Below are 17,811 nucleotides of genomic sequence, written 5' to 3' on the forward strand. Positions count from 1 at the left end.
CGTGAAAATACAGTGTATCGACATGGGACATCGCATCGCTGTCGCCGGAGCCGGGCCCGCCGGCCTCACTTTCGCGCGGGTACTACACGGGTACGACCATGCCGTCACGATCCTCGAACGCGACCCCTCGCCCGACGCGCGCCCCCCGGGCGGCTCGCTCGACCTCCACGCGGGGATGGGCCAACTCGCCCTGGAGAAGGCGGGGTTGCTGGACGAGTTCGCGGCACTGTCCCGCCCCGAGGCCCAGGCCATGCGCATCCTCGCCCCCGACGGCACGGTCCTGCGCGACTGGCGTCCCCGTCCGGGCGACCTCGCCAACCCCGAGATCGACCGCGGCCAACTCCGCGACCTGCTGCTGGGGCCGCTCGACGTCCAGTGGGGTCGGGAGGTGACGCGGGTGGAGCCGGGCACCGGCGGCCCGTACGACCTGAGGGGTACCCGGGTAGTACCGGGGCGGGTCCATTTCGCGGACGGCCGCGAGGAGACGTACGACCTCGTCGTCGGCGCGGACGGCGCCTGGTCCCGCACCCGGCCCGCCGTCTCGCCGGTCACCCCGTACTACACAGGGGTGACCTCGGTCGAGACGTCCCTCGGCGAAGAGCCCGCCGACGACGGCCTCGCCCGCCTGATCGGCGACGGCTCCCTGGCGGCGTACGGCGCGAACCGCTCCCTCGTCGCACAGCGGGGCAGCGGAGGCCGGGTCAGGGTGTACGCGAAATTCCGCGCGCCGGAGGACTGGCATGCGCGCCTGGACCCGTCCGACACGGAGTCCCTCCGTACGGCACTCCTGACCCTGTTCTCCGGCTGGTCCCCCGCCCTCCTCGACCTCCTCCGCCGAGGCACGGCCTTCACCCACCGCCCCATCCACACCCTCCCCGTCTCCCACACCTGGCCCCACACTCCTGGCGTAACCCTCCTGGGGGACGCGGCCCACCTGATGCCACCCCTCGGCGCGGGTGCGAACCTCGCCATGCTGGAGGGCGCCGAACTGGCGGAGTCCCTCATGACGGACGACCTCGACGCGGCGGTCCGCGCCTTCGAACTCCGCATGTGGGAACGGGCCGCGAAGTGGGCCCGGATCACGACGGCGGGCCTGGACCGCCTGGTCGGCCCGGACCCCATGGAGGCGGTCGCCCACTTCGACAGGGTCCAGCCGTCCTGAACCCGGAGTGCCGCGTCCGCGCGGGGCCGTACGGCGATAGCGTGACCGGTATGACGGCTGAGGGCGGGGCGCTGGTCGGCGGTATGGCGAACGCGGGGGCGGTGTTCCGGCGGGGGGGGAGCTGGTGGAGCGTCCGGCGCCGCGCCATGCGCGCGCCTTGCACGCGTACCTCCGCGCGCTCAGGGCGCACGGTTTCGACGCGGCGCCGGTTCCTGTCGGTCTCACCGAGGACGGCCGCGAGCGGCTCACCTTCATCCCCGGAGACGTGGCCCTGCCGCCGTTCCCGGACCGGGCGATGACGGCTTCCGCCCTCGCGTCCGTGGGGAGCCTGCTGCGGCAGCTGCACGAGAGCAGCGCGGCCGTCCCGGTCGACCCCGGCGCCGAGTGGCCCTCGGACCTCGCCGATCCGGAGGGGGGAACGATGCTGTGCCACAACGACGTGTGCCCGGAGAACGTCGTCTTCCGCGACGGCCGTGCCGCCGCCCTGATCGACTTCGACCTGGCCGCTCCCGGCCGCCCCCTCTGGGACGTCGCCATGACCGCCCGCTACTGGGTACCGCTGGTCGACCCCGCCTCGGCGTCCGCCTACTACCCCGCCGGCCTGGACGCGCCCACGCGCCTGCGCATCCTCGCCGACGGCTACGGCCTCCCGCCCCAGGACCGCGCCGACCTGCCCGACTTCGTCGAACAGGCCACGGCCGTCTGCCGCGCCTTCGTCACCCACCGCGTGACCACCGGCGACCCCGTCTACCTCCAGGCCCTCACCGAACGCGGCGGCTGGGCACGCTGGGACCGCTTGCAGAGCTGGCTGGCGGAACATCGCGAGGCGTTCAGGGCGGCCCTGCTGAAGTGAACGGCCCCCATGGCCACGGGAACGGTGCCCCTGCGCCCAGGGTGACCTGGAGCGGGGCCGCCCCCATGGCCGCTGAACAGCGTTCCGGACAGACACCGGCCGTCAACTCGGTACGGGCGCCTGCGGATACGCCGGCCCCGGCACACCGGTTCCCCCGGCGGCGAGAGCAGCGGCACGATCAGTGCCGTACGGCCTCGGCGATCTCGCGCACCCGGTCCATGGTGATGCCGGTGCGCTGTTCGACGGCGAGCGGGTGATCGGTGGGTTCGAGCTCGACCAGGGGCCGCTCACCGATCGGGCGGGTGTGGACATGGGTCTTCAGATTGACGGTGCCGGGGGAGTAGACCGGCAGCTCGGTGGTGAGCCAGCCGAAGTACGGCTTCTGCGACTCGCGCCCCGGCGTGTCCCACAGGTCGGCCGCGCGGGAGAAGTTCTCACGGCTGAGAGAGACCCAGACCCCCCAGGAGAACACCTCGTCGCCGCCGATGACCGGTATCTCGATCAGCCCCTTGACGAAGTAGTGCCGCGCCTCGATGACGCACTGGTCCGAGGAGAGCAGGCAGTCGGGGGCATCGGCGTAACTCGGGTCCCAGACATAGGGAGCGGCGGCGGAGTAGTTCATCGGCGGCTCGCCGTGGTGCCCGTCGCAGCATGCGCAGGCGAATCCGAGATCGTTGGCCATGGGGAGAGCCTACAAAGCGTTCCCCGTGACGTGGCGCACTTTTGCAAGCGGGTGCTTGCAATAGTTAGCAAGGGCGGTGCATGGTGGGGGCATGGCATCGCTCAATGTCGGGAACCTCGGCGAGTACCTGCGCGAGCAGCGGCGGAACGCGCGGCTGTCGTTGCGGCAGCTCGCGGAGGCCGCGGGGGTGTCGAACCCGTACCTCAGCCAGATCGAGCGGGGGTTGCGGAAGCCGAGCGCGGAGGTGTTGCAGCAGGTCGCGAAGGCGCTGCGGATCTCCGCCGAGACGCTGTACGTCCGGGCGGGCATCCTCGACGCCGAGCGGGATCTCGACGAGGTGGAGACGCGGGGCGTGATCCTCGCGGACCCGACGCTGACCGAGCCGCAGAAGCAGGCGCTGCTCCAGATCTACGAGTCGTTCCGCAAGGAGAACGGGCCCCACGGCCCCGTACAGCCGAACGGCACCGACAGCCCCGTACAGAAGAAGGACGACGACAGCGACCCGCAGGGGGCGGCCGGCTGACCGGTCCAGGGGACCGGCCGCCCGACTGCGGATCAGCATCACCTCGGCCGATGCCGACGTACGTGACGAACGCGAAACCGGGAGGAACACCCACCATGGCCATCACCGACGATCTGCGCAAGACCCTCAGCGACCCGACCCCCCTGTACTTCGCGGCCGGCGCCGCCGACCTCGCGCTCCAGGAGGTCAAGAAGGTCCCCGCGCTGGTGGAGCAGCTGCGTACGGAGGCCCCGGCGCGGTTCGAGGCCGTGCGGGAGAGCGACCCCAAGGCGCGCGCGAAGGAGGCCGGCGCCCGCGCGAAGGAGGCCGGTGTGAAGGCGGGCGAGCGGGCGAAGGAGGCGCAGGAGACGCTTCAGACCAAGGTCGGCGAGTTCGTCACCGCGCTGGACGGCGACTTCAAGAAGCTCGGCACCACCCTCGACGCGGACCTCAAGCGCCTCGGCGAGTCCGCGCAGGACCTCGCGCTGCGGGGCGTCGGCGTGGCCGCGGAGTACGCGGTGAAGGCGCGCGAGACGTACGAGAAGGTCGCCGAGCACGGCGAGCAGGCCGTGCGGACGTGGCGCGGCGAGGCCGCGGAGGAGATCCAGGAGCTGGCGGTCGCGGTGGAGGTCCAGGAGGACACCGCCGAGGAGCCCGAGGCCGCCGAGCCCAAGGCCACCGCCACCACCACCGAGGCCAAGGCCGAGGAGCCCAAGGCCGCCCCCGCGAAGAAGGCCCCCGCCAAGAAGGCCACCCCCCGCAAGGCCGCCGCGAAGAAGACGACCCCGCCGGCGAAGTGACCCGCGCGACGGGCCGGGCACTCTCGCGGGGCCCGGCCCGTTGAAGGGGTAGCGGACAGAGGGTTGCGGGTACGGTGACCGCGTAAGGGACGAGTAGTCGAACCGGGTGGTGGACGTTGTGCTGATGCAAGGATTCAGCAGTTTCATGGCTCTGCTGAGCCTGGCCCTGATCGTCTTCAGCGGCTTCGCGCTCTTCGACGCGGCGATCCGCCGTGAGGACGGCTATCGGGCGGTCAGCAAGCAGACGAAGCCGTTCTGGATGATCATCCTGGGCCTGGCCTTCGTCGTGAACCTGATCTTCCCGATCCTGTCGTTCCTGCCGATCATCGGCCTGGTGGCGACGATCGTGTACATGGTCGACGTCCGCCCCGCGCTGCGGTCCCTGCCGGGTGGCGGGAAGGGCGGGCGCGGCGGCAGGGGCGGTTCGAGCAGCGACGGCCCGTACGGCCCGTACAACGGTGGTAGGTAGGGAGTAGTACGGAGGTACGACGAGGGGGTCCCCCACCAGGGACCCACTCCCCCTACTCCCCCTGCTCCAGCAGCAGTACGGCCACGTCGTCCGCCAGCTCGCCCCCGTTCATCTCCCGCACCTCCCGCACGGCCGCCCGCAGCAGCCGCTCCCCCCGCGCCCCTTCCCCCCACAGCCGCCGCACCATCCCGACCATCCCGTCCTGCCCGAGCCGCTCCCGGCTCCCGCCCCCGACGCGCCCCTCGATCAACCCGTCGGTGTACATCAACAGGCTCCACTCGGCGCCGAGTTCGACCTCCATCCGCGGCCAGCTCTTCCACGGCAGCATCCCGATCGCGGGCCCGTTCTCGGCGTACGGCAGCAACTCGGCGTGCCCGTCGCGCACGACCAGCGGCGCCGGGTGCCCGGCGAGGCAGAGCCGCGCCCGCGACCCGTCGGCGTCGATGTCGACGGTGCAGAGCGTCGCGAACAGCTCCTCGTCGTCCCGCTCGTGCTCCAGCACCTCCTGGAGCGTCCCCAGCAGCTCGTCCCCGCACAGCCCGGCCAGCGTCAACGCCCGCCAGGCGATGCGGAGTTCGACCCCGAGCGCGGCCTCGTCGGGCCCGTGCCCGCAGACGTCCCCGATCATCGCGTGGACGATCCCGTCGGGCGTGCGGACGACGTCGTAGAAGTCGCCGCCGAGCAGCGCGCGCGAGCGCCCCGGCCGGTAGCGCGCGGCGAACCGCAGCGAGGCGCCGTCGAGCAGCGGCGTGGGCAGCAGCCCGCGTTCGAGGCGCGCGTTCTCCTGCGCCCGCAGCCGCCCCTCCGCGAGCCTGCGCTCGGCCGCGTCGGAACGTTTCCGCTCGACGGCGTACCGGATGGCCCGGCTCAGCAGACGTCCGTCCAGCTCGTCCCGGAAGAGGTAGTCCTGCGCGCCGACCCGTACGGCCTCGGCGGCGCGGTCGGCGTCGCCGGAGGCGGTCAGCGCGAGGACGGCGTGCCGGGGCGCGAGGCGCAGGACGTGGCGCAGGACGGCGAGCTCGTCCTCGTTGCCGTCCTCGCCGCAGCCGGGGGCGGGCAGCGCGAGGTCGAGGAGGATGCAGTGCACGTCGTCCGTGAGCAGCCGCTCGGCCTCGGTGAGGTTGCGCGCGGCGCGGACGCGGATCGACTGGCCCGCGGAGTCGCGGAGGTCCGGGACGAGGGGGGTCGCGGCGGGGTCGTCCTGGATGAGGAGCAGGGTGAGGTGGGCTCCGCCGGTCGACGCCGGGGCGCCCGGGACGCCCGGCGTCTCAAGGGGCCCGTCGGGCGCGTCAGGGGCCGTACCGGTACCGGGTACGCCGGTGAGGGCCGCGGAGCCGGGTACGCCGGGGGCGTCGGCGGCCACGTCGGCGGCGTCGGAGAGCACGCCGCTCGCGGGGGCGCCCGGCGCAGCCGTCGGCGGACGGGACTCGGTCTCCGCCTGACCACACTCCACGGCCGGGATCGCTCTCTGCCGCGGTACGGGTACGGGCATGTCTAGGGTTCCTTCCCCTCCCCCCGAGGGCACGGCGGTGACGAGGGACTCGTCCCACCGAGCGGGACCCTAGCGGCAGAAAGCGCCGGAGCGGAATGGTGTACGGCACCCAGGTTGATCTCGCGTCAATGGCATATGCCGCGTTCCGTACCGCAGTTGGGCAGTGCGGGTGAGGTGCGGGAATGACGAACGTCACGTCCCGGCGGGGTTTCGGATCAAGCGCGCGTGCCCTGCGTCACGTAACCCGGTTCACACCCCTACGCGTCCGGCCGCACCACCCCCAGGATCGGCATCGACCCCGCCCCCGCGACGGTCACCGTCCGCCCCGGCCTCGGCGCGTGGACCATCTGCCCCTCGCCGATGTACATCGCGATGTGGCTGGCGTCCGCGTAGTAGACGATCAGGTCTCCGGGCCGCATGTCCTTGATGTCGACGTGCTTCAGCTGCCGCCACTGCTCCTGGGAGGTCCGGGGTATCGCCGTCCCCGCGCCGGCCCACGCCTGCGAGGTGAGGCCGGAGCAGTCGTACGAGAGCGGCCCCTCGGCGCCCCATTCGTACGGCTTCCCGCGCTGGGCGAGCGCGTACGCGACGGCCTTGGCGCCCTGCGTGGTCGCGCCGGCCGCGCTCCCGTCCACGACGCCCGTGTTCGCGTCCAGCCACTTCGTCTGCGCCTGCTGGGCCGCCTGCCGCTCCAGCTCGGCGAGGCGCTCCAGCTCCTCCTTCTGGAGCTCGGCCTCCAGCTTCTTCGCGGCGGCGATCTGCTGCTCGACGCGCTTCTGCGCGGCGGCCTTCGCCTTGCGGCCCGCCTCCAGCTTCTGCCACTGGACGGCGGCGTCGCGCGCGTACTGCTCCAGGTCCGCCTGGACCGTCGTCAGCTGCTCCAGCAGCCCCTTCGTCGCCTTCTGCCCCTGAGCGACGCGGTCCGCTCCGTCGAGGAACCGGGAGGGGTCGTCGCTGAGGATCAGCTTCGCCTCGTCCGGCAGGCCGCCGCCGCGGTACTGCGCGCGGGCCGCCGCCCCCGCGCGGTCCTTCAGCTTCGCGAGCCGCTCCCTGCCGTCGACGATCCGCTCGGCCAGCGCGACGATCGTCGCGGACTGCTCCTTCGAGGCCTCCTCGGCGGCGTTGTACGCGTCCGTGGCGACCGCGGCGTCGTGGTACAGCGCGTCCAGGCGGGCGCGTACGGCCTGGAGGTCCTTGCTGGGCGCGGGGGTCGCCGTGACCGTGGGTCCCGGGTCCGGGGCCGCGAACGCCGTCGCCGGAGCCCCGAGCACCACCACCGCGCAGACGACGCCCACGGCCGTGGCCACCAGGGTGCGCTTGCCCGTCCCCATACCGCTTCCCCCAACTGATTTACCGTCAGTAACTTGCCGATGCCCGGTGGATCGTGTCACGCCCCGACCGAAAACGACAGGGTTTGTACGCCCTTGCCGCCACGAGCCCTCCGTTGCCTGCGTTCCGCTGCCTGTGTCCCGTTGCCTGTGTGACGAACGGCGCAACCGAGGCGTTCCCGCCGGGCGTCACTCGAACGGGTGATCGTGTCCGGAAGGCGCACGAGACGTCACCGGGGCGCCAACGCCCCCCACTCCACGGTCACTTCGCCCTGCCGCCAGCGCCGTACCCCGTCCACGACCGGCCACGCCCCCGCCAGGTCCCGTACCGCCCTGATCCACCGCTGCCGCGCCCCGTACGACGCGTACGGCGCGGCGGCGGCCCAGGCCCGGTCGAAGTCCCGCAGGAACGCGTGGACGGGCTCCCCGGGCACGTTGCGGTGGATCAGCGCCTTGGGCAGCCGCTCGGCGAGGTCGGACGGCCGCTCCAGGGACGCCAGCCGGGCGGCGAAGGTGACGGTCCGGGGCCCCTGCGGGCCCAGCGCGACCCACACGTGCCGCCGCCCGATCTCGTCGCAGGTCCCCTCGACGAACAGCCCCTCCGGCGCGAGCCGCCCGCACACGCGCGCCCACACGCCCGCGACGGCGTCCTCGTCGTACTGCCGCAGCACGTTCGCGGCCCGCACCAGCACCGGCCGCCCCTCCACCGGCACCTCGAACCCGCCGTGCCGGAAAACGAGCCCCTCGCGCGCGTACGGCTCGGCGGCGGCCACGCGCGCGGGATCGATCTCGACGCCCACCACGCGCGCGCGAGGCGCGACCTCCCGCAACCGGGCCAGCAGCTCGACGGCCGTCCAGGGCGCGGCCCCGTACCCCAGATCGACAGCGACGGGATCGTCAGCCCGCCGCAGCACCGCGCCGTGCGCGTCCGCGATCCAGCGGTCCATACGCCGCAGCCGATTGGGATTGGTGGTCCCGCGCGTGACGGTACCGACGGGACGGGGGGTCATGGTTACGAGGGTAGGCGCAGGTGACGCCGCCAGTAGGTGGGCCGCCAGTAGTACAGGTCCATGAGGTTCTCCGGGTCGGGAGTCCGCGTGAACTCCGGCTCGAAGGCGTCCCGCGCGAGGTCGACGGGCCGGAAGCCGGGGTCGAGCGGTTCGTCGTCCTTGGGCGGGCGGACGTGCCGCAGCAGGTCTTCGCGCACGGCGCCGATCCGTGCGTAGTTCGCCTGCGCGTCGATGAGGTTCAGGCCGCCGTTCGGACCGAAGTCGCACCACGGGTAGCGCAGCTGCGTGACGTCCTCCTCCCAGAAGCAGACGTCGCAGATGTCGTAGTTGCCCAGCTCCCAGAACATCAGGTGCCCACAGCAGGGACAGGGGAAGATCTCGTCGGGCGGGCCGGTCACGGTGCGTCTCCTCGGTACGTCGCGCGCGGCGCTCGGATGGCGGTCGCCGCCACCCCGCCGCACGGTTGAGCCGTAAAGGTAATGATTCGGAAAAGTGTCCGGCAAGGGAATTCGGCTCACCCCCTCCGCTGTTGCCCCCTTGGAAGGCGCGCCAGCCTCCCTCTGTCATGCCCGCAGCACCGCCAGCAAGGAGGAAACGCCACGTGAGCCAGTACGTCAGCCGGCTCGGGCGTCGCTCCCCGGCCACGACCCCGCGGCTGCGGCTCCCGCACCGCAGGCCGCGCCGTGTCGCGATGCTCTCCGTGCACACATCGCCCTTGCACCAGCCCGGCACCGGGGACGCCGGGGGGATGAACGTCTACATCGTCGAGCTGGCCCAGCGCCTCGCGGCGATCAACATCGAGGTGGAGATCTTCACGAGGGCTACCACGGGTGGCCTACCTCCCACGGTGGACCTCGCCCCCGGGGTACTGGTACGCCATGTGGACGCGGGCCCCTACGAGGGGCTCAACAAGGAGGACCTCCCCGCCCAGCTCTGCGCCTTCACGCACGGCGTCATGCAGGCGTGGGCGGGCCACCGGCCGGGGTACTACGACCTCGTCCACTCCCACTACTGGCTCTCAGGTCATGTCGGCTGGCTGGCCGCCCAGCGCTGGGGCGCCCCCCTCGTCCACGCCATGCACACCATGGCCAAGGTCAAGAACGCGAACCTCGCCGACGGCGACACCCCCGAACCGGCGGCACGTGTCATCGGCGAGACCCAGATCGTCGACGCCGCCGACCGGCTGATCGCCAACACCGCCGAGGAAGCGGCGGAGTTGGTGCGCCACTACCACGCCGACCCCGCGAAGGTCGCCGTCGTCCACCCCGGCGTCAACCTCGACCGCTTCACGCCGGGCGACGGCCGAGCCGCGGCCCGCGCACGCCTCGGCCTCCCCCCGGACGCCCTGGTCCCCCTCTTCGCGGGCCGCATCCAGCCCCTGAAGGCGCCGGACATCCTCCTGAAGGCGGTGGCCGAACTCCTGGACGCCCGCCCCGAGTTGCGCACCCGGATCGTCGTCCCGATCGTCGGCGGCCCCAGCGGCAGCGGCCTCGCGAAGCCGGAGGGCCTCCAGAAACTCGCGTCCCGCCTCGGCATCGCGGACGTCGTCCGCTTCCGACCCCCCGTCGGCCAGGCGCAGTTGGCGGACTGGTTCCGCGCGGCGTCCGTCCTCGTCGTCCCCTCGTACAGCGAGTCCTTCGGCCTCGTGGCGATAGAGGCGCAGGCGACGGGTACGCCGATCCTGGCGGCCTCCGTCGGCGGTCTCCCCGTCGCCGTCCGCGACGGCGAGACCGGCTTCCTCATCGACGGCCACGACCCCGCCCGCTACGCCCGCGTCCTCGAACGCTTCGCGGACGCACCGGAGTTGGCGCACCGCATGGGCCGCGCCGCAGCCAGCCACGCCCAGCGCTTCGGCTGGGACACAGCGGCGGCGGCCACGGCCGACGTCTACGCCGCCGCCGTCCAGCACGTACGCTCGCACCATGGCTGACCCGCACGAGGTGATCGAGACGGCGCTCCGCGAAGCGGGCGTCTCCTGGGAGTCCCCCGAGCCCGGCACGTACGTCGCCGAACTCCCCGGCACCCGCAAGCTGAAGACCACGGTCTCCCTCCGCGTCGGCCGCCACTCCCTCTCCCTGAACGCCTTCGTCATCCGCCACCCCGACGAGAACGAACCGGCCGTCCACCGCTGGCTGCTGGAACGCAACCTGAAGCTGTACGGGGTGAGTTACGCGGTGGACCCCCTGGGGGACATCTACGTCACCGCGCGCCTGCCCCTGTCCACGGTCACCCCGGACGAGATCGACCGCCTCCTCGGCCAGACCCTCGAAGCGGCGGACGGCGCGTTCAACACCCTGCTGGAGCTGGGCTTCGCCTCCGCGATCCGCAAGGAGTACGCGTGGCGGGTGTCACGCGGCGAGTCGACCCGCAACCTCGACGCGTTCAGCCACCTGACGAAGCCCAGCAACCACCCTGCTACGTAAGGCAGTTCACGCGCCCACCTCGAACTCGTCCAACCCGAACGGCGCGCCCGGGTACGTGTACGGGTAGTCGATCCCCATCGCCGCGAACTCCAGCACCCGGCGGCGTTCCTTCTGGCGCCGCAGGTTGTACTCGGCCCTCGCCTGCGCCTGGCGCTCCGCCTGGCGCCGGAAGATCTCGGCGGCCTCTTCCTTGGACGGCGAGGTCCAGGGCCGTGACCAGGGGCTTTCCGGGATGACGGGCTCGGGGGCGGGCGCGGTGGGCGCAGCCGCCTTGCGGCGTTGACCCGTCCCGGGGAGGACGAGGGAGAGCAGGGTGCGCAGGCAGGCAAAAAAGGCGTGCGCGATAGAATGGCGCATGGCGACAGTTCCTTACGAAGTCGTTGTCGTCACGGCCCCATCAGCGGAGTGCTGGTAACACTCCGGGCTCTGGTGGGGCCACTCTCGTCTTGTTGCGTATCACGCTAGCACCAAGATTCGCTCCGCAAAGCGAAAACGCCAGATCTTCTTGACCAAGAGCCGCTGAACTGCGGTCAGTTGACGATACGTGAGGGTCACTCCACTTCACTAAGGCAGACGCGCCGCTCACAACTCCTGTGGGTCCAGCACGTCGTAGCCGACGAAGTCGAACATGCTGACGCCTGGCGGGAGTTGGCGGGCGGCTCCCCGGTACCGATGCGCCCCCACCCCGTACTCGACCTCCGGCCCCGACACCCACACCGGCTCGAACTCCCGCTCCTCCAGCCACTGTTGGAGCGGCGTGTTGAAGTGCCGCGTACGGGTCCACACCAGCGTGCCGCCGGTCCGGCACAGTGCCGTGCAGTGGTCGACGATGCGCTCCATGTCGGCGCGGACGACGTTCCCGAGCACCCCGCACACCATGACGACGTCGGCGGGCGCGAAGTCGGCGTAATGGTCGGTGCGGGACGCGTCCCCGGTGATGACCTCGACCCCGTCGAGCCCCGCCTTTGCGGCCAGCTTCCGGGCGAACTCGGTGTTACGCGGGTCCAGTTCGACGAGCCGGGCCGACACGTCCTTCCTTCTCGGATGCTCGGCCAGCACCTCGATCAGGTCCCGCCCCTGCCCCGCGCACAGACTCACCACCCTCAACTCGCCCTCCGGGGCGGCGTCCAGGGCCTCGCGGAGGCGTTCCTTCACCAGAACTAGGCGACTTGAGAGGTAGGAGTCGGGGTTGTCGTACGCGTCATGCCAGGTGAGCCAGTCCATGCACCCAGAACATACGTCCGCCGATCTTCGCGGGCACCCGGTTAAAACCCCCGGCCGACCCCGCTCCCCCGCTACCCCCGCTCCCCCGCGAGCTCCGGCTCCCCGCCGACGGCGTCGTCCGAAGCCGCCGTAGCCTCCCCGGCCTCCCCCTCCGACCCGAACCACGCCACGGCCACCGCCCCCGAGACCGCCAGCACGAACCCGATCACCGCGAGCCAGGCGAACCCGGGCCGGGAGGCGTCCCCCAGCCACCACACCCCGATCATGCCGGGCAGCACGGTCTCGCCGACGACCAGCGCGGCCGTCGCGCCGTTCACCGAGCCGATCTGGAGCGCCACCGTGTGCAGGTACATGCCGCCGATCCCGGCGACGAGGATCGCGTACAGCGCGGGGTCACCGAGCAGCGCGCCCACGTCGAACGGGTCGATCCCGTTCAGCACCCGCACGCCCACACCGAGCGCGCCGAAGCCCAGCCCGGAGAGCAGGCCCGCCAGGATCGCGGCACGCCCCCCGAGCAGCCGGACCAGCACCGTCCCGCCCACCATCAACAACACCGAGATCGCGAGCAGCCACCAGTGCGTCGCGATCGGCGTACGCCCACTCCCCTCCGGCCCCGCCGCACTCGCCAGCAGCACCAGCGCCGAGCACACCACCCCGATCGACGTCCACTCCGCCCTGGTCAGCCGAATCCCGAGCAGCTTGACGCTGAGCACGGCCGTGATGACGAGGTTCGCGCTGATCACCGTCTGCGACAGGAACAGCGGCAGCAGCCGGGCGGCCAGCGCCCCCAGCCCGAAGCCGACGAAGTCCAGAATCGTCCCGACGATGAACTCCCAGGTCATCGCGGCCTTCGCGGTGGACGAGAGGCTGGGCCCACCGTGCGCGGTGACCTGCCCCGCCTCAGCCGCCGCGCGCCGGGCCGCCTTACGGGAGCCGACAGCTTGCAGCACGGAACCCGTGCCGTAACAGATCGACGCCACGACGGCGGTCAGCAGTCCTACGAGCACCGGGCGCTCCGTTTCGGGGGGTGGTTCCTACCTGTTCCCCCTGCCAGACGAGGGATCGGCCGCCGACGTTGCCTGGTCCCCGACGCCGGTTCAGCACACCCCTCGTCCACCCGCCACGAACTGGAACCACACGTCCTTCCCCGAAGGCGCCGGCGCCCCATAGATCCGCGTCCCCCACGAGTCGGTGAGGCTGTCGAGCAGAAACAGCCCCCTCCCGCCCTCGCAGAAATCCACCACCTCGGGCATCGCCAGCACACACGGCAGATCGTCCCGCACGAACACCGTGACGCTCTTCTCGGTCACCGCCGCTCTGACGTACACGAGCCGCGTCCTGGTGTGCCGGTACACGTTGGTAACGACCTCGCTCATGCACAGCCGCGCCGAGTCGACGAGGCTCTCGTGACCGGTCGTACGGAGGAGAGCAGCGAGCTGGTCGCGGAGGAGAGCAGCGGCGAAGGAGCCGTTGGCGGCGATGAGGCGGACGGTCAGGGGGGGTGGAGGACGAGGACATGGCGGGGTCTCCCAACGCGGGCGTCCGTTGCGCGAGAAGCACCGTAGGGGGCAGTTATGCCACGTGGCAATCCTTCACCAAAGGTTGACGCAGAAGGGTGGAACCATGGGAGCGTGAACGGCACCCGCAGATCAGGCAAAGGGGAAGGGACTCATGCCACCCAGGGAGAACCCGACCGTGCGTCAGGCACGCCTCGGCGCTGAGCTGCGAAAACTGCGCGACAAGGCGGGCCGGGCCTCACGGGAAGCCGCTGGGATGCTCTCCGTCGACCAGGCCAAGATCAGTCACCTGGAAGCGGGGCGGATCGGGGTCAGCGAGGAGCGGATCCGACGGTTGGCGTCCTTCTACGAGTGCGACGACGAACTCCTGATCGAGGCACTCTGCGCCATCGCCCGCGAGCACCGGGGCCAGTTCTGGTGGGACGAGTACCGAGGCATTCTTGCCCCGGGTTTCTTGGACATCGCGGAGCTGGAGCACCACTCGACCAAGCTGCGTACGTTGCAGACCATCACCCTCCCCGGCCTGCTCCAGACCGAGAACTACGCTCGCGCCCTGTTCTCCGCGTCTCTGGTGAAACGACCCGCCGACGAGATCGAAACGCGCGTCGAGCACCGGCTCAGGCGTGCCGCGATCCTCGACCGGGACGATCCGCCACCGTTCACCGCGATCATCCACGAAGCTGCTCTCCGTATGCGATACGGCGGCCGGAAGGTGGTCCGGGAACAGCTCGAACACCTCGTGGAGGCGTCTCACCGCCCCTCACTCATCGTGCGCGTCATCCCGTTCACGTGCGAGGAGTTCATCGAGGTCACACAGCCCGTCGTATACGCGTACGGGGTCGTTCCGCAGTTGGATACAGTCCAGATCGACAGCCCGTTCGGAGGCCGCTACCTGGACTCGGAGGCCGACCTCAAGAGGTACGCGAAGCTGCTCGACCTCGCCGAGCGCGAATCGCTCAGCCCGGAAGAGTCGCGGCAGCTCATCCACCACATCGCACGAGAACTGTGAGACGCACCAGCATGAGCGCATCCATCCAGTGGCAGAAGTCGTCGTTCTCCGGAGACGGAGGGGAAGCCTGCGTCGAGGTCGCCCACCACGACGGCCACATCCTGATGCGCGAGAGCGACAACCCCACCGAGATCATCACCACCACCCCCGCCAAACTCGCCGCCTTCCTCGCGGGCGCCAAAGCCGGCGAGTTCGACCACTTCCTGAACTGACCCATCCCTCGCGCACCTTCCCCGCCCTACCCTGGACGTGGGACCAGTCCGCGGGCCGCGACGCGAAGGAGCCGACCATGAGCACCGCCCCGAGCCCACCGCCGCACGAGCCCGAAGAACCCCGCCACCCACTGCGGACGATCCGGGAGATCCGGGAGTCGCTTCCCGCCCAGCAGGTCACCCACTTCGACGCCGAACTCGCCGACACCGACCTCGACGCCCTGCCCGACATGCTCCACCGCTGGGCGACCCTCGGCAGCGACGGATTCCTGGAACGGCTGACCTCGGCGCCGTTCGAGGGCCTGGAGTTCGGCCAACGCTCCTACGACGACGCGGCGAGCGGCGAGTGATCTACCTGCTCGACACGAACGTCGTCGCCGAACTCACCACACGACCGAAGCCCGCCCCCGCAGTGGTTGCCTGGGCACGCTCGGCTCCGTCCCCCGCCCTCCACCTCAGTGTCATCACCGTCGCGGAGATCGAGGCAGGCGTCGCGGCAACCCCGGACCCCGTCCGTAGGTCCGCCTTCCAACAGGCCCTCACCGGCATCCGCCACGAGTACCGCGACCGCATCGCCCCCGTAGGAGAGAGGGAAGCACTCGCCTACCTCACCCTCCACAAACACCTCAAAACCACCGGCACCACCATCGACCCACCCGACGCCCTGATCGCTGCCACAGCCCTCGCGAACAACTGGACCCTGGTCAGCAGAAACACCAAACACCTGATCCGCACAGGCGTGCTGCTGCTGAACCCTTGGGAACACGGCGGGTAGGTCACCCGCTCTCGCCAGTTCGACCTGCTCCAGCGTCCCGCCACGCAGGTGCGCGGCTGACATGCTGAACGGCATGCCGAACCTGAACGAACACCCCACGACGGCAGAGGATTTACTCCCCCTGGCACTGACGTCGTACGGACACTTCACCTCCATGCGCGTCGACGCTGATCGCCGCATCCGCGGACTGTCCCTGCACATGGAACGACTCGTCCGCGACAGCCGGACCGTGTTCGACGCACACCTCAGATCATGGTGACTGTGCGTCCTGCGGGTGAGTTGCCTCCGCCCCCACTCACCGTGATGAGCGTGCGGTACGAGCGTGATCTTCCAGAGGTCAAGCACTGCGGCCTTTTTGGGGCGCTGCACGCTCGCCGCACGGCACGGCTCAGGGGATTCGACGACGCACTCTTCCTCGGTCCCGACCAGCACGTGACCGAAGGCGGAACGTGGAACGTGGGCTTCATCGACAAGAACGGCACCGTCATCCGGCCGGAGGGGCCGGTACTCCCCGGCGTGACCACCACGCTGCTCCAGGAACGCGCCGAGTACAAGACCACTGCCTTAACCCTCGACGAGGCCAAGGCCATGCCAGCCGCCTTCGCCACCAACACCTCGATCGGCGTGCGCGCCCTGTCGGCGATCGACGGCACACCCCTGGCCGTCGACCACCCGGCGCTCAGCGCACTGCGTGAGACATACCTGTCCGTCCTTGGCGAGGAACTGTAAGTATCCGGCATGACGGAGGTGGCACCTGGACGCGGACGCCACACTCGTAGTTCTCCAGCGTGGACGCAGAAGAATGCGTGGAACTCGCCCACCACGACGGCCACATCCTGCTCCGCGAAAGCAACAAACCCACCGATACCATCACCCCCACCCCCGCCAAACTCGCCGCCTTCCTCAGGGGCGTCAAAGCCGGCGAGTTCGACCACTTCCCGACCTGGCCCACCCGAGGAACGCTCATGAGTGAACGCCAGTTCGGCCTGCTCGTACGCTTCACCCTCCGCGATCGGCAAGCAGCAGCCGCCTTCGACGAACTGGTCCTCGACACCTTGAAGGGCATCAGGACACAGGAGCCGGGCACCCTGGCCTACGTCACGCACATCCCCGAGGGCGAACCCCTCGTCCGCGTCTTCTACGAGCTGTACGCGGACCGCGCCGCGTTCGAGACGCACGAGGCGCAGCCGCACACCAAGCGGTTCCTCGCCGAGCGCGAGCAGTACCTGACCGGCGTCGACGTGTCGTTCCTCGACGCGGTGGCCGGGAAAGTCGCGGACCAGCCGTGACCTCCAGGCACCCCGCTGCGGACGAAGGCCGGGGCGTGACCGTACGCCGGTCCAGCGAACGCGCCACAGTGGCAGACGCCGAACGGCTACGCCACTACCTGGCCTCCGCGTTCCCGTCCAGAGCCGAGGCCGTCGCGGACGACAGGTGATCCACCTCGCCCTCTCGACTCAACGCCACCCCTTGACTTCGGAACACATTCCGAAGTACCTTGCCGTTATGTCCACCCTGACTGTTTCGTTCTCCGACCTGTCGAAGAACTCCAAGCGGGTTGCCGACAGCGTCGAACGAGCCCAGCGGGTTCACGTCACCCGCCGTGACGGCGAAGACCTGTACCTGACCACCGAACGCCACGACCGGCAGCGCGAGGAAACGGCCGACGTCACCGCCCGGCTGTTCACGGCGCTCATCAGCAGCGACGAAGGTGCCCGAGCTGTCCTGGCAGCTCTGCCGGCGGTCTTTCCGTGGGCCCGCCACCTCTCCGCCGAAGAGGTGCGTGAGTTCGTCGTCGACCTCGTGAACGCCACCAGTGACGCCGTCGAGTTGGATGTGCACTCCAATCTGCACCGGGTCATCGTCGAGTGGCGCGCCACCGCGAGGATCCTCGCGGACCCCGAACTGACGGCACAGCTCACCACCCCCCTTCCTGACGAGGACCACGGCGAGGCACCCGCTCCATGAGCCCCAAGCGCGGCGACGACGTCCCGCCACCGCCGGTCGGCACCGAATGGCGCCTGCGGTTCGCCACGAACGAAGCGGCGAAGGGCTGGGGCGACCTGTGCACGGAAGCCCCGGGCAACACTCGGCGCTGTTACGAAGCGTTACGGAGCTCCCCCGACTCCACGAACGACCCCGACCGCCGGCACCGGCTCCGTGGCCGCCTCGCCACCGCCACCCTGGGCGGCACGCAGTACCCGCAATGGGAGTACGAGGTCACCTCCGGTGGCCGGGTCCGCTACCTCGTCGACGAGCCGCGTCACACCGTGCACCTCGTCTACGCGTCCACCCGGCACCCCAAGGACACGGACAGCTGAAACGGCCCCTGGCACACAGCGAACAAGCCCCC

The 17,811-nt window shown here is 70.7% G+C and carries 23 protein-coding genes and 2 pseudogenes; 16 read left to right on the forward strand and 9 right to left on the reverse strand.

The window, feature by feature from the left end:
* Positions 1–22 precede the first annotated feature (22 nt).
* Both PV682_RS34910 and PV682_RS34915 read left to right on the forward strand, forming a co-directional pair.
* A complete protein-coding gene (locus tag PV682_RS34910) occupies positions 23–1,162 on the forward strand; it encodes an FAD-dependent oxidoreductase (RefSeq protein WP_319735768.1) in 1,140 nt (379 codons plus the stop codon).
* 50 nt (positions 1,163–1,212) lie between these two features.
* Positions 1,213–2,015 (forward strand): annotated as a pseudogene (locus PV682_RS34915) (phosphotransferase).
* Positions 2,016–2,193: 178 nt separating this feature from the next.
* Here the strand turns inward: PV682_RS34915 and PV682_RS34920 are convergent.
* The gene (locus PV682_RS34920; protein ID WP_319735769.1) at positions 2,194–2,697 is read right to left on the reverse strand and encodes a DUF2199 domain-containing protein; all 504 of its coding nucleotides are present in this window, start codon (positions 2,695–2,697) and stop codon (positions 2,194–2,196) included.
* Positions 2,698–2,788: 91 nt separating this feature from the next.
* Here PV682_RS34920 and PV682_RS34925 point away from each other — a divergent pair, with 91 nt between their 5' ends.
* The 3 genes from PV682_RS34925 to PV682_RS34935 all read left to right on the forward strand — a co-directional run bounded on the left by PV682_RS34925 (position 2,789) and on the right by PV682_RS34935 (position 4,468).
* A complete protein-coding gene (locus PV682_RS34925; RefSeq protein WP_319735770.1) occupies positions 2,789–3,220 on the forward strand; it encodes a helix-turn-helix domain-containing protein in 432 nt (143 codons plus the stop codon).
* Positions 3,221–3,315: 95 nt separating this feature from the next.
* Complete coding sequence (locus tag PV682_RS34930) at positions 3,316–3,999, forward strand: hypothetical protein (RefSeq protein WP_319735771.1); 684 nt, start codon at positions 3,316–3,318, stop codon at positions 3,997–3,999.
* A gap of 124 nt (positions 4,000–4,123) precedes the next feature.
* Positions 4,124–4,468, forward strand: a complete 345-nt coding sequence (locus tag PV682_RS34935; protein ID WP_109363341.1) for a DUF2516 family protein — start codon at positions 4,124–4,126, stop codon at positions 4,466–4,468.
* A 52-nt stretch (positions 4,469–4,520) separates the two neighbouring features.
* Here the strand turns inward: PV682_RS34935 and PV682_RS34940 are convergent, their stop codons facing one another.
* The 4 genes from PV682_RS34940 to PV682_RS34955 form a co-directional block, all read right to left on the reverse strand.
* On the reverse strand, positions 4,521–5,960 hold the full coding sequence (locus tag PV682_RS34940) for a PP2C family protein-serine/threonine phosphatase (RefSeq protein ID WP_319735772.1): 1,440 nt from the start codon (positions 5,958–5,960) through the stop codon (positions 4,521–4,523).
* Positions 5,961–6,217: 257 nt separating this feature from the next.
* Entirely contained in the window at positions 6,218–7,291 is a 1,074-nt protein-coding gene (locus tag PV682_RS34945; RefSeq protein ID WP_319735773.1) for a C40 family peptidase, read from the reverse strand.
* A gap of 227 nt (positions 7,292–7,518) precedes the next feature.
* Positions 7,519–8,298: a class I SAM-dependent methyltransferase gene (locus PV682_RS34950; RefSeq protein ID WP_319735774.1), complete on the reverse strand. Its 780-nt coding sequence runs from the start codon at positions 8,296–8,298 to the stop codon at positions 7,519–7,521.
* Positions 8,299–8,300: 2 nt separating this feature from the next.
* The gene (locus PV682_RS34955; RefSeq protein ID WP_319735775.1) at positions 8,301–8,696 is read right to left on the reverse strand and encodes a CPCC family cysteine-rich protein; all 396 of its coding nucleotides are present in this window, start codon (positions 8,694–8,696) and stop codon (positions 8,301–8,303) included.
* A 203-nt stretch (positions 8,697–8,899) separates the two neighbouring features.
* On the opposite strand from PV682_RS34955, the gene mshA reads away from it, so the two are divergent.
* Both mshA and PV682_RS34965 read left to right on the forward strand, forming a co-directional pair.
* Complete coding sequence (gene mshA / locus PV682_RS34960) at positions 8,900–10,228, forward strand: D-inositol-3-phosphate glycosyltransferase (protein WP_319735776.1); 1,329 nt, start codon at positions 8,900–8,902, stop codon at positions 10,226–10,228.
* On the forward strand, positions 10,221–10,721 hold the full coding sequence (locus PV682_RS34965) for a type III secretion system chaperone family protein (protein WP_319735777.1): 501 nt from the start codon (positions 10,221–10,223) through the stop codon (positions 10,719–10,721). The genes mshA and PV682_RS34965 overlap by 8 nt, the downstream gene beginning before the upstream one ends.
* Before the next feature lie 6 nt (positions 10,722–10,727).
* Here the strand turns inward: PV682_RS34965 and PV682_RS34970 are convergent, their stop codons facing one another.
* The 4 genes from PV682_RS34970 to PV682_RS34985 all read right to left on the reverse strand — a co-directional run bounded on the left by PV682_RS34970 (position 10,728) and on the right by PV682_RS34985 (position 13,534).
* Entirely contained in the window at positions 10,728–11,078 is a 351-nt protein-coding gene (locus tag PV682_RS34970) for a hypothetical protein (protein ID WP_319735778.1), read from the reverse strand.
* 225 nt (positions 11,079–11,303) lie between these two features.
* Positions 11,304–11,945 carry a class I SAM-dependent methyltransferase gene (locus PV682_RS34975; RefSeq protein ID WP_319735779.1) on the reverse strand — a complete coding sequence of 214 codons (642 nt, stop codon included), beginning with the start codon at positions 11,943–11,945 and terminating at the stop codon, positions 11,304–11,306.
* Between the two features lie 71 nt (positions 11,946–12,016).
* A complete protein-coding gene (locus PV682_RS34980; RefSeq protein WP_319735780.1) occupies positions 12,017–12,952 on the reverse strand; it encodes a DMT family protein in 936 nt (311 codons plus the stop codon).
* A gap of 90 nt (positions 12,953–13,042) precedes the next feature.
* Positions 13,043–13,534 carry an ATP-binding protein gene (locus tag PV682_RS34985; RefSeq protein ID WP_319735832.1) on the reverse strand — a complete coding sequence of 164 codons (492 nt, stop codon included), beginning with the start codon at positions 13,532–13,534 and terminating at the stop codon, positions 13,043–13,045.
* A gap of 82 nt (positions 13,535–13,616) precedes the next feature.
* Between PV682_RS34985 and PV682_RS34990 the strand changes: the two genes are divergently transcribed.
* From PV682_RS34990 to PV682_RS35035, 9 genes and pseudogenes are all read left to right on the forward strand, one after another.
* Positions 13,617–14,471, forward strand: a complete 855-nt coding sequence (locus PV682_RS34990) for a helix-turn-helix domain-containing protein (protein WP_319735781.1) — start codon at positions 13,617–13,619, stop codon at positions 14,469–14,471.
* 11 nt (positions 14,472–14,482) lie between these two features.
* Entirely contained in the window at positions 14,483–14,683 is a 201-nt protein-coding gene (locus PV682_RS34995) for a DUF397 domain-containing protein (RefSeq protein WP_319735782.1), read from the forward strand.
* A 77-nt stretch (positions 14,684–14,760) separates the two neighbouring features.
* Positions 14,761–15,033 (forward strand): hypothetical protein, encoded by a 273-nt coding sequence (locus tag PV682_RS35000; protein WP_319735783.1) that lies wholly within the window; start codon positions 14,761–14,763, stop codon positions 15,031–15,033.
* Entirely contained in the window at positions 15,030–15,458 is a 429-nt protein-coding gene (locus tag PV682_RS35005) for a type II toxin-antitoxin system VapC family toxin (protein WP_319735784.1), read from the forward strand. The genes PV682_RS35000 and PV682_RS35005 overlap by 4 nt, the downstream gene beginning before the upstream one ends.
* 73 nt (positions 15,459–15,531) lie before the next feature.
* Positions 15,532–16,187: pseudogene (locus PV682_RS35015) on the forward strand (aminotransferase class IV).
* A 59-nt stretch (positions 16,188–16,246) separates the two neighbouring features.
* A complete protein-coding gene (locus PV682_RS35020) occupies positions 16,247–16,747 on the forward strand; it encodes an antibiotic biosynthesis monooxygenase (RefSeq protein ID WP_319735787.1) in 501 nt (166 codons plus the stop codon).
* A complete protein-coding gene (locus tag PV682_RS35025) occupies positions 16,744–16,896 on the forward strand; it encodes a hypothetical protein (protein WP_319735788.1) in 153 nt (50 codons plus the stop codon). Before PV682_RS35020 ends, PV682_RS35025 begins: the two co-directional genes overlap by 4 nt.
* 68 nt (positions 16,897–16,964) lie before the next feature.
* On the forward strand, positions 16,965–17,426 hold the full coding sequence (locus tag PV682_RS35030; RefSeq protein ID WP_319735789.1) for a prevent-host-death family protein: 462 nt from the start codon (positions 16,965–16,967) through the stop codon (positions 17,424–17,426).
* On the forward strand, positions 17,423–17,779 hold the full coding sequence (locus PV682_RS35035; RefSeq protein WP_319735790.1) for a hypothetical protein: 357 nt from the start codon (positions 17,423–17,425) through the stop codon (positions 17,777–17,779). Before PV682_RS35030 ends, PV682_RS35035 begins: the two co-directional genes overlap by 4 nt.
* Positions 17,780–17,811 lie beyond the last annotated feature (32 nt).

The organism is Streptomyces niveiscabiei, assembly GCF_033794345.1.
GTDB lineage: Bacteria > Actinomycetota > Actinomycetes > Streptomycetales > Streptomycetaceae > Streptomyces > Streptomyces niveiscabiei.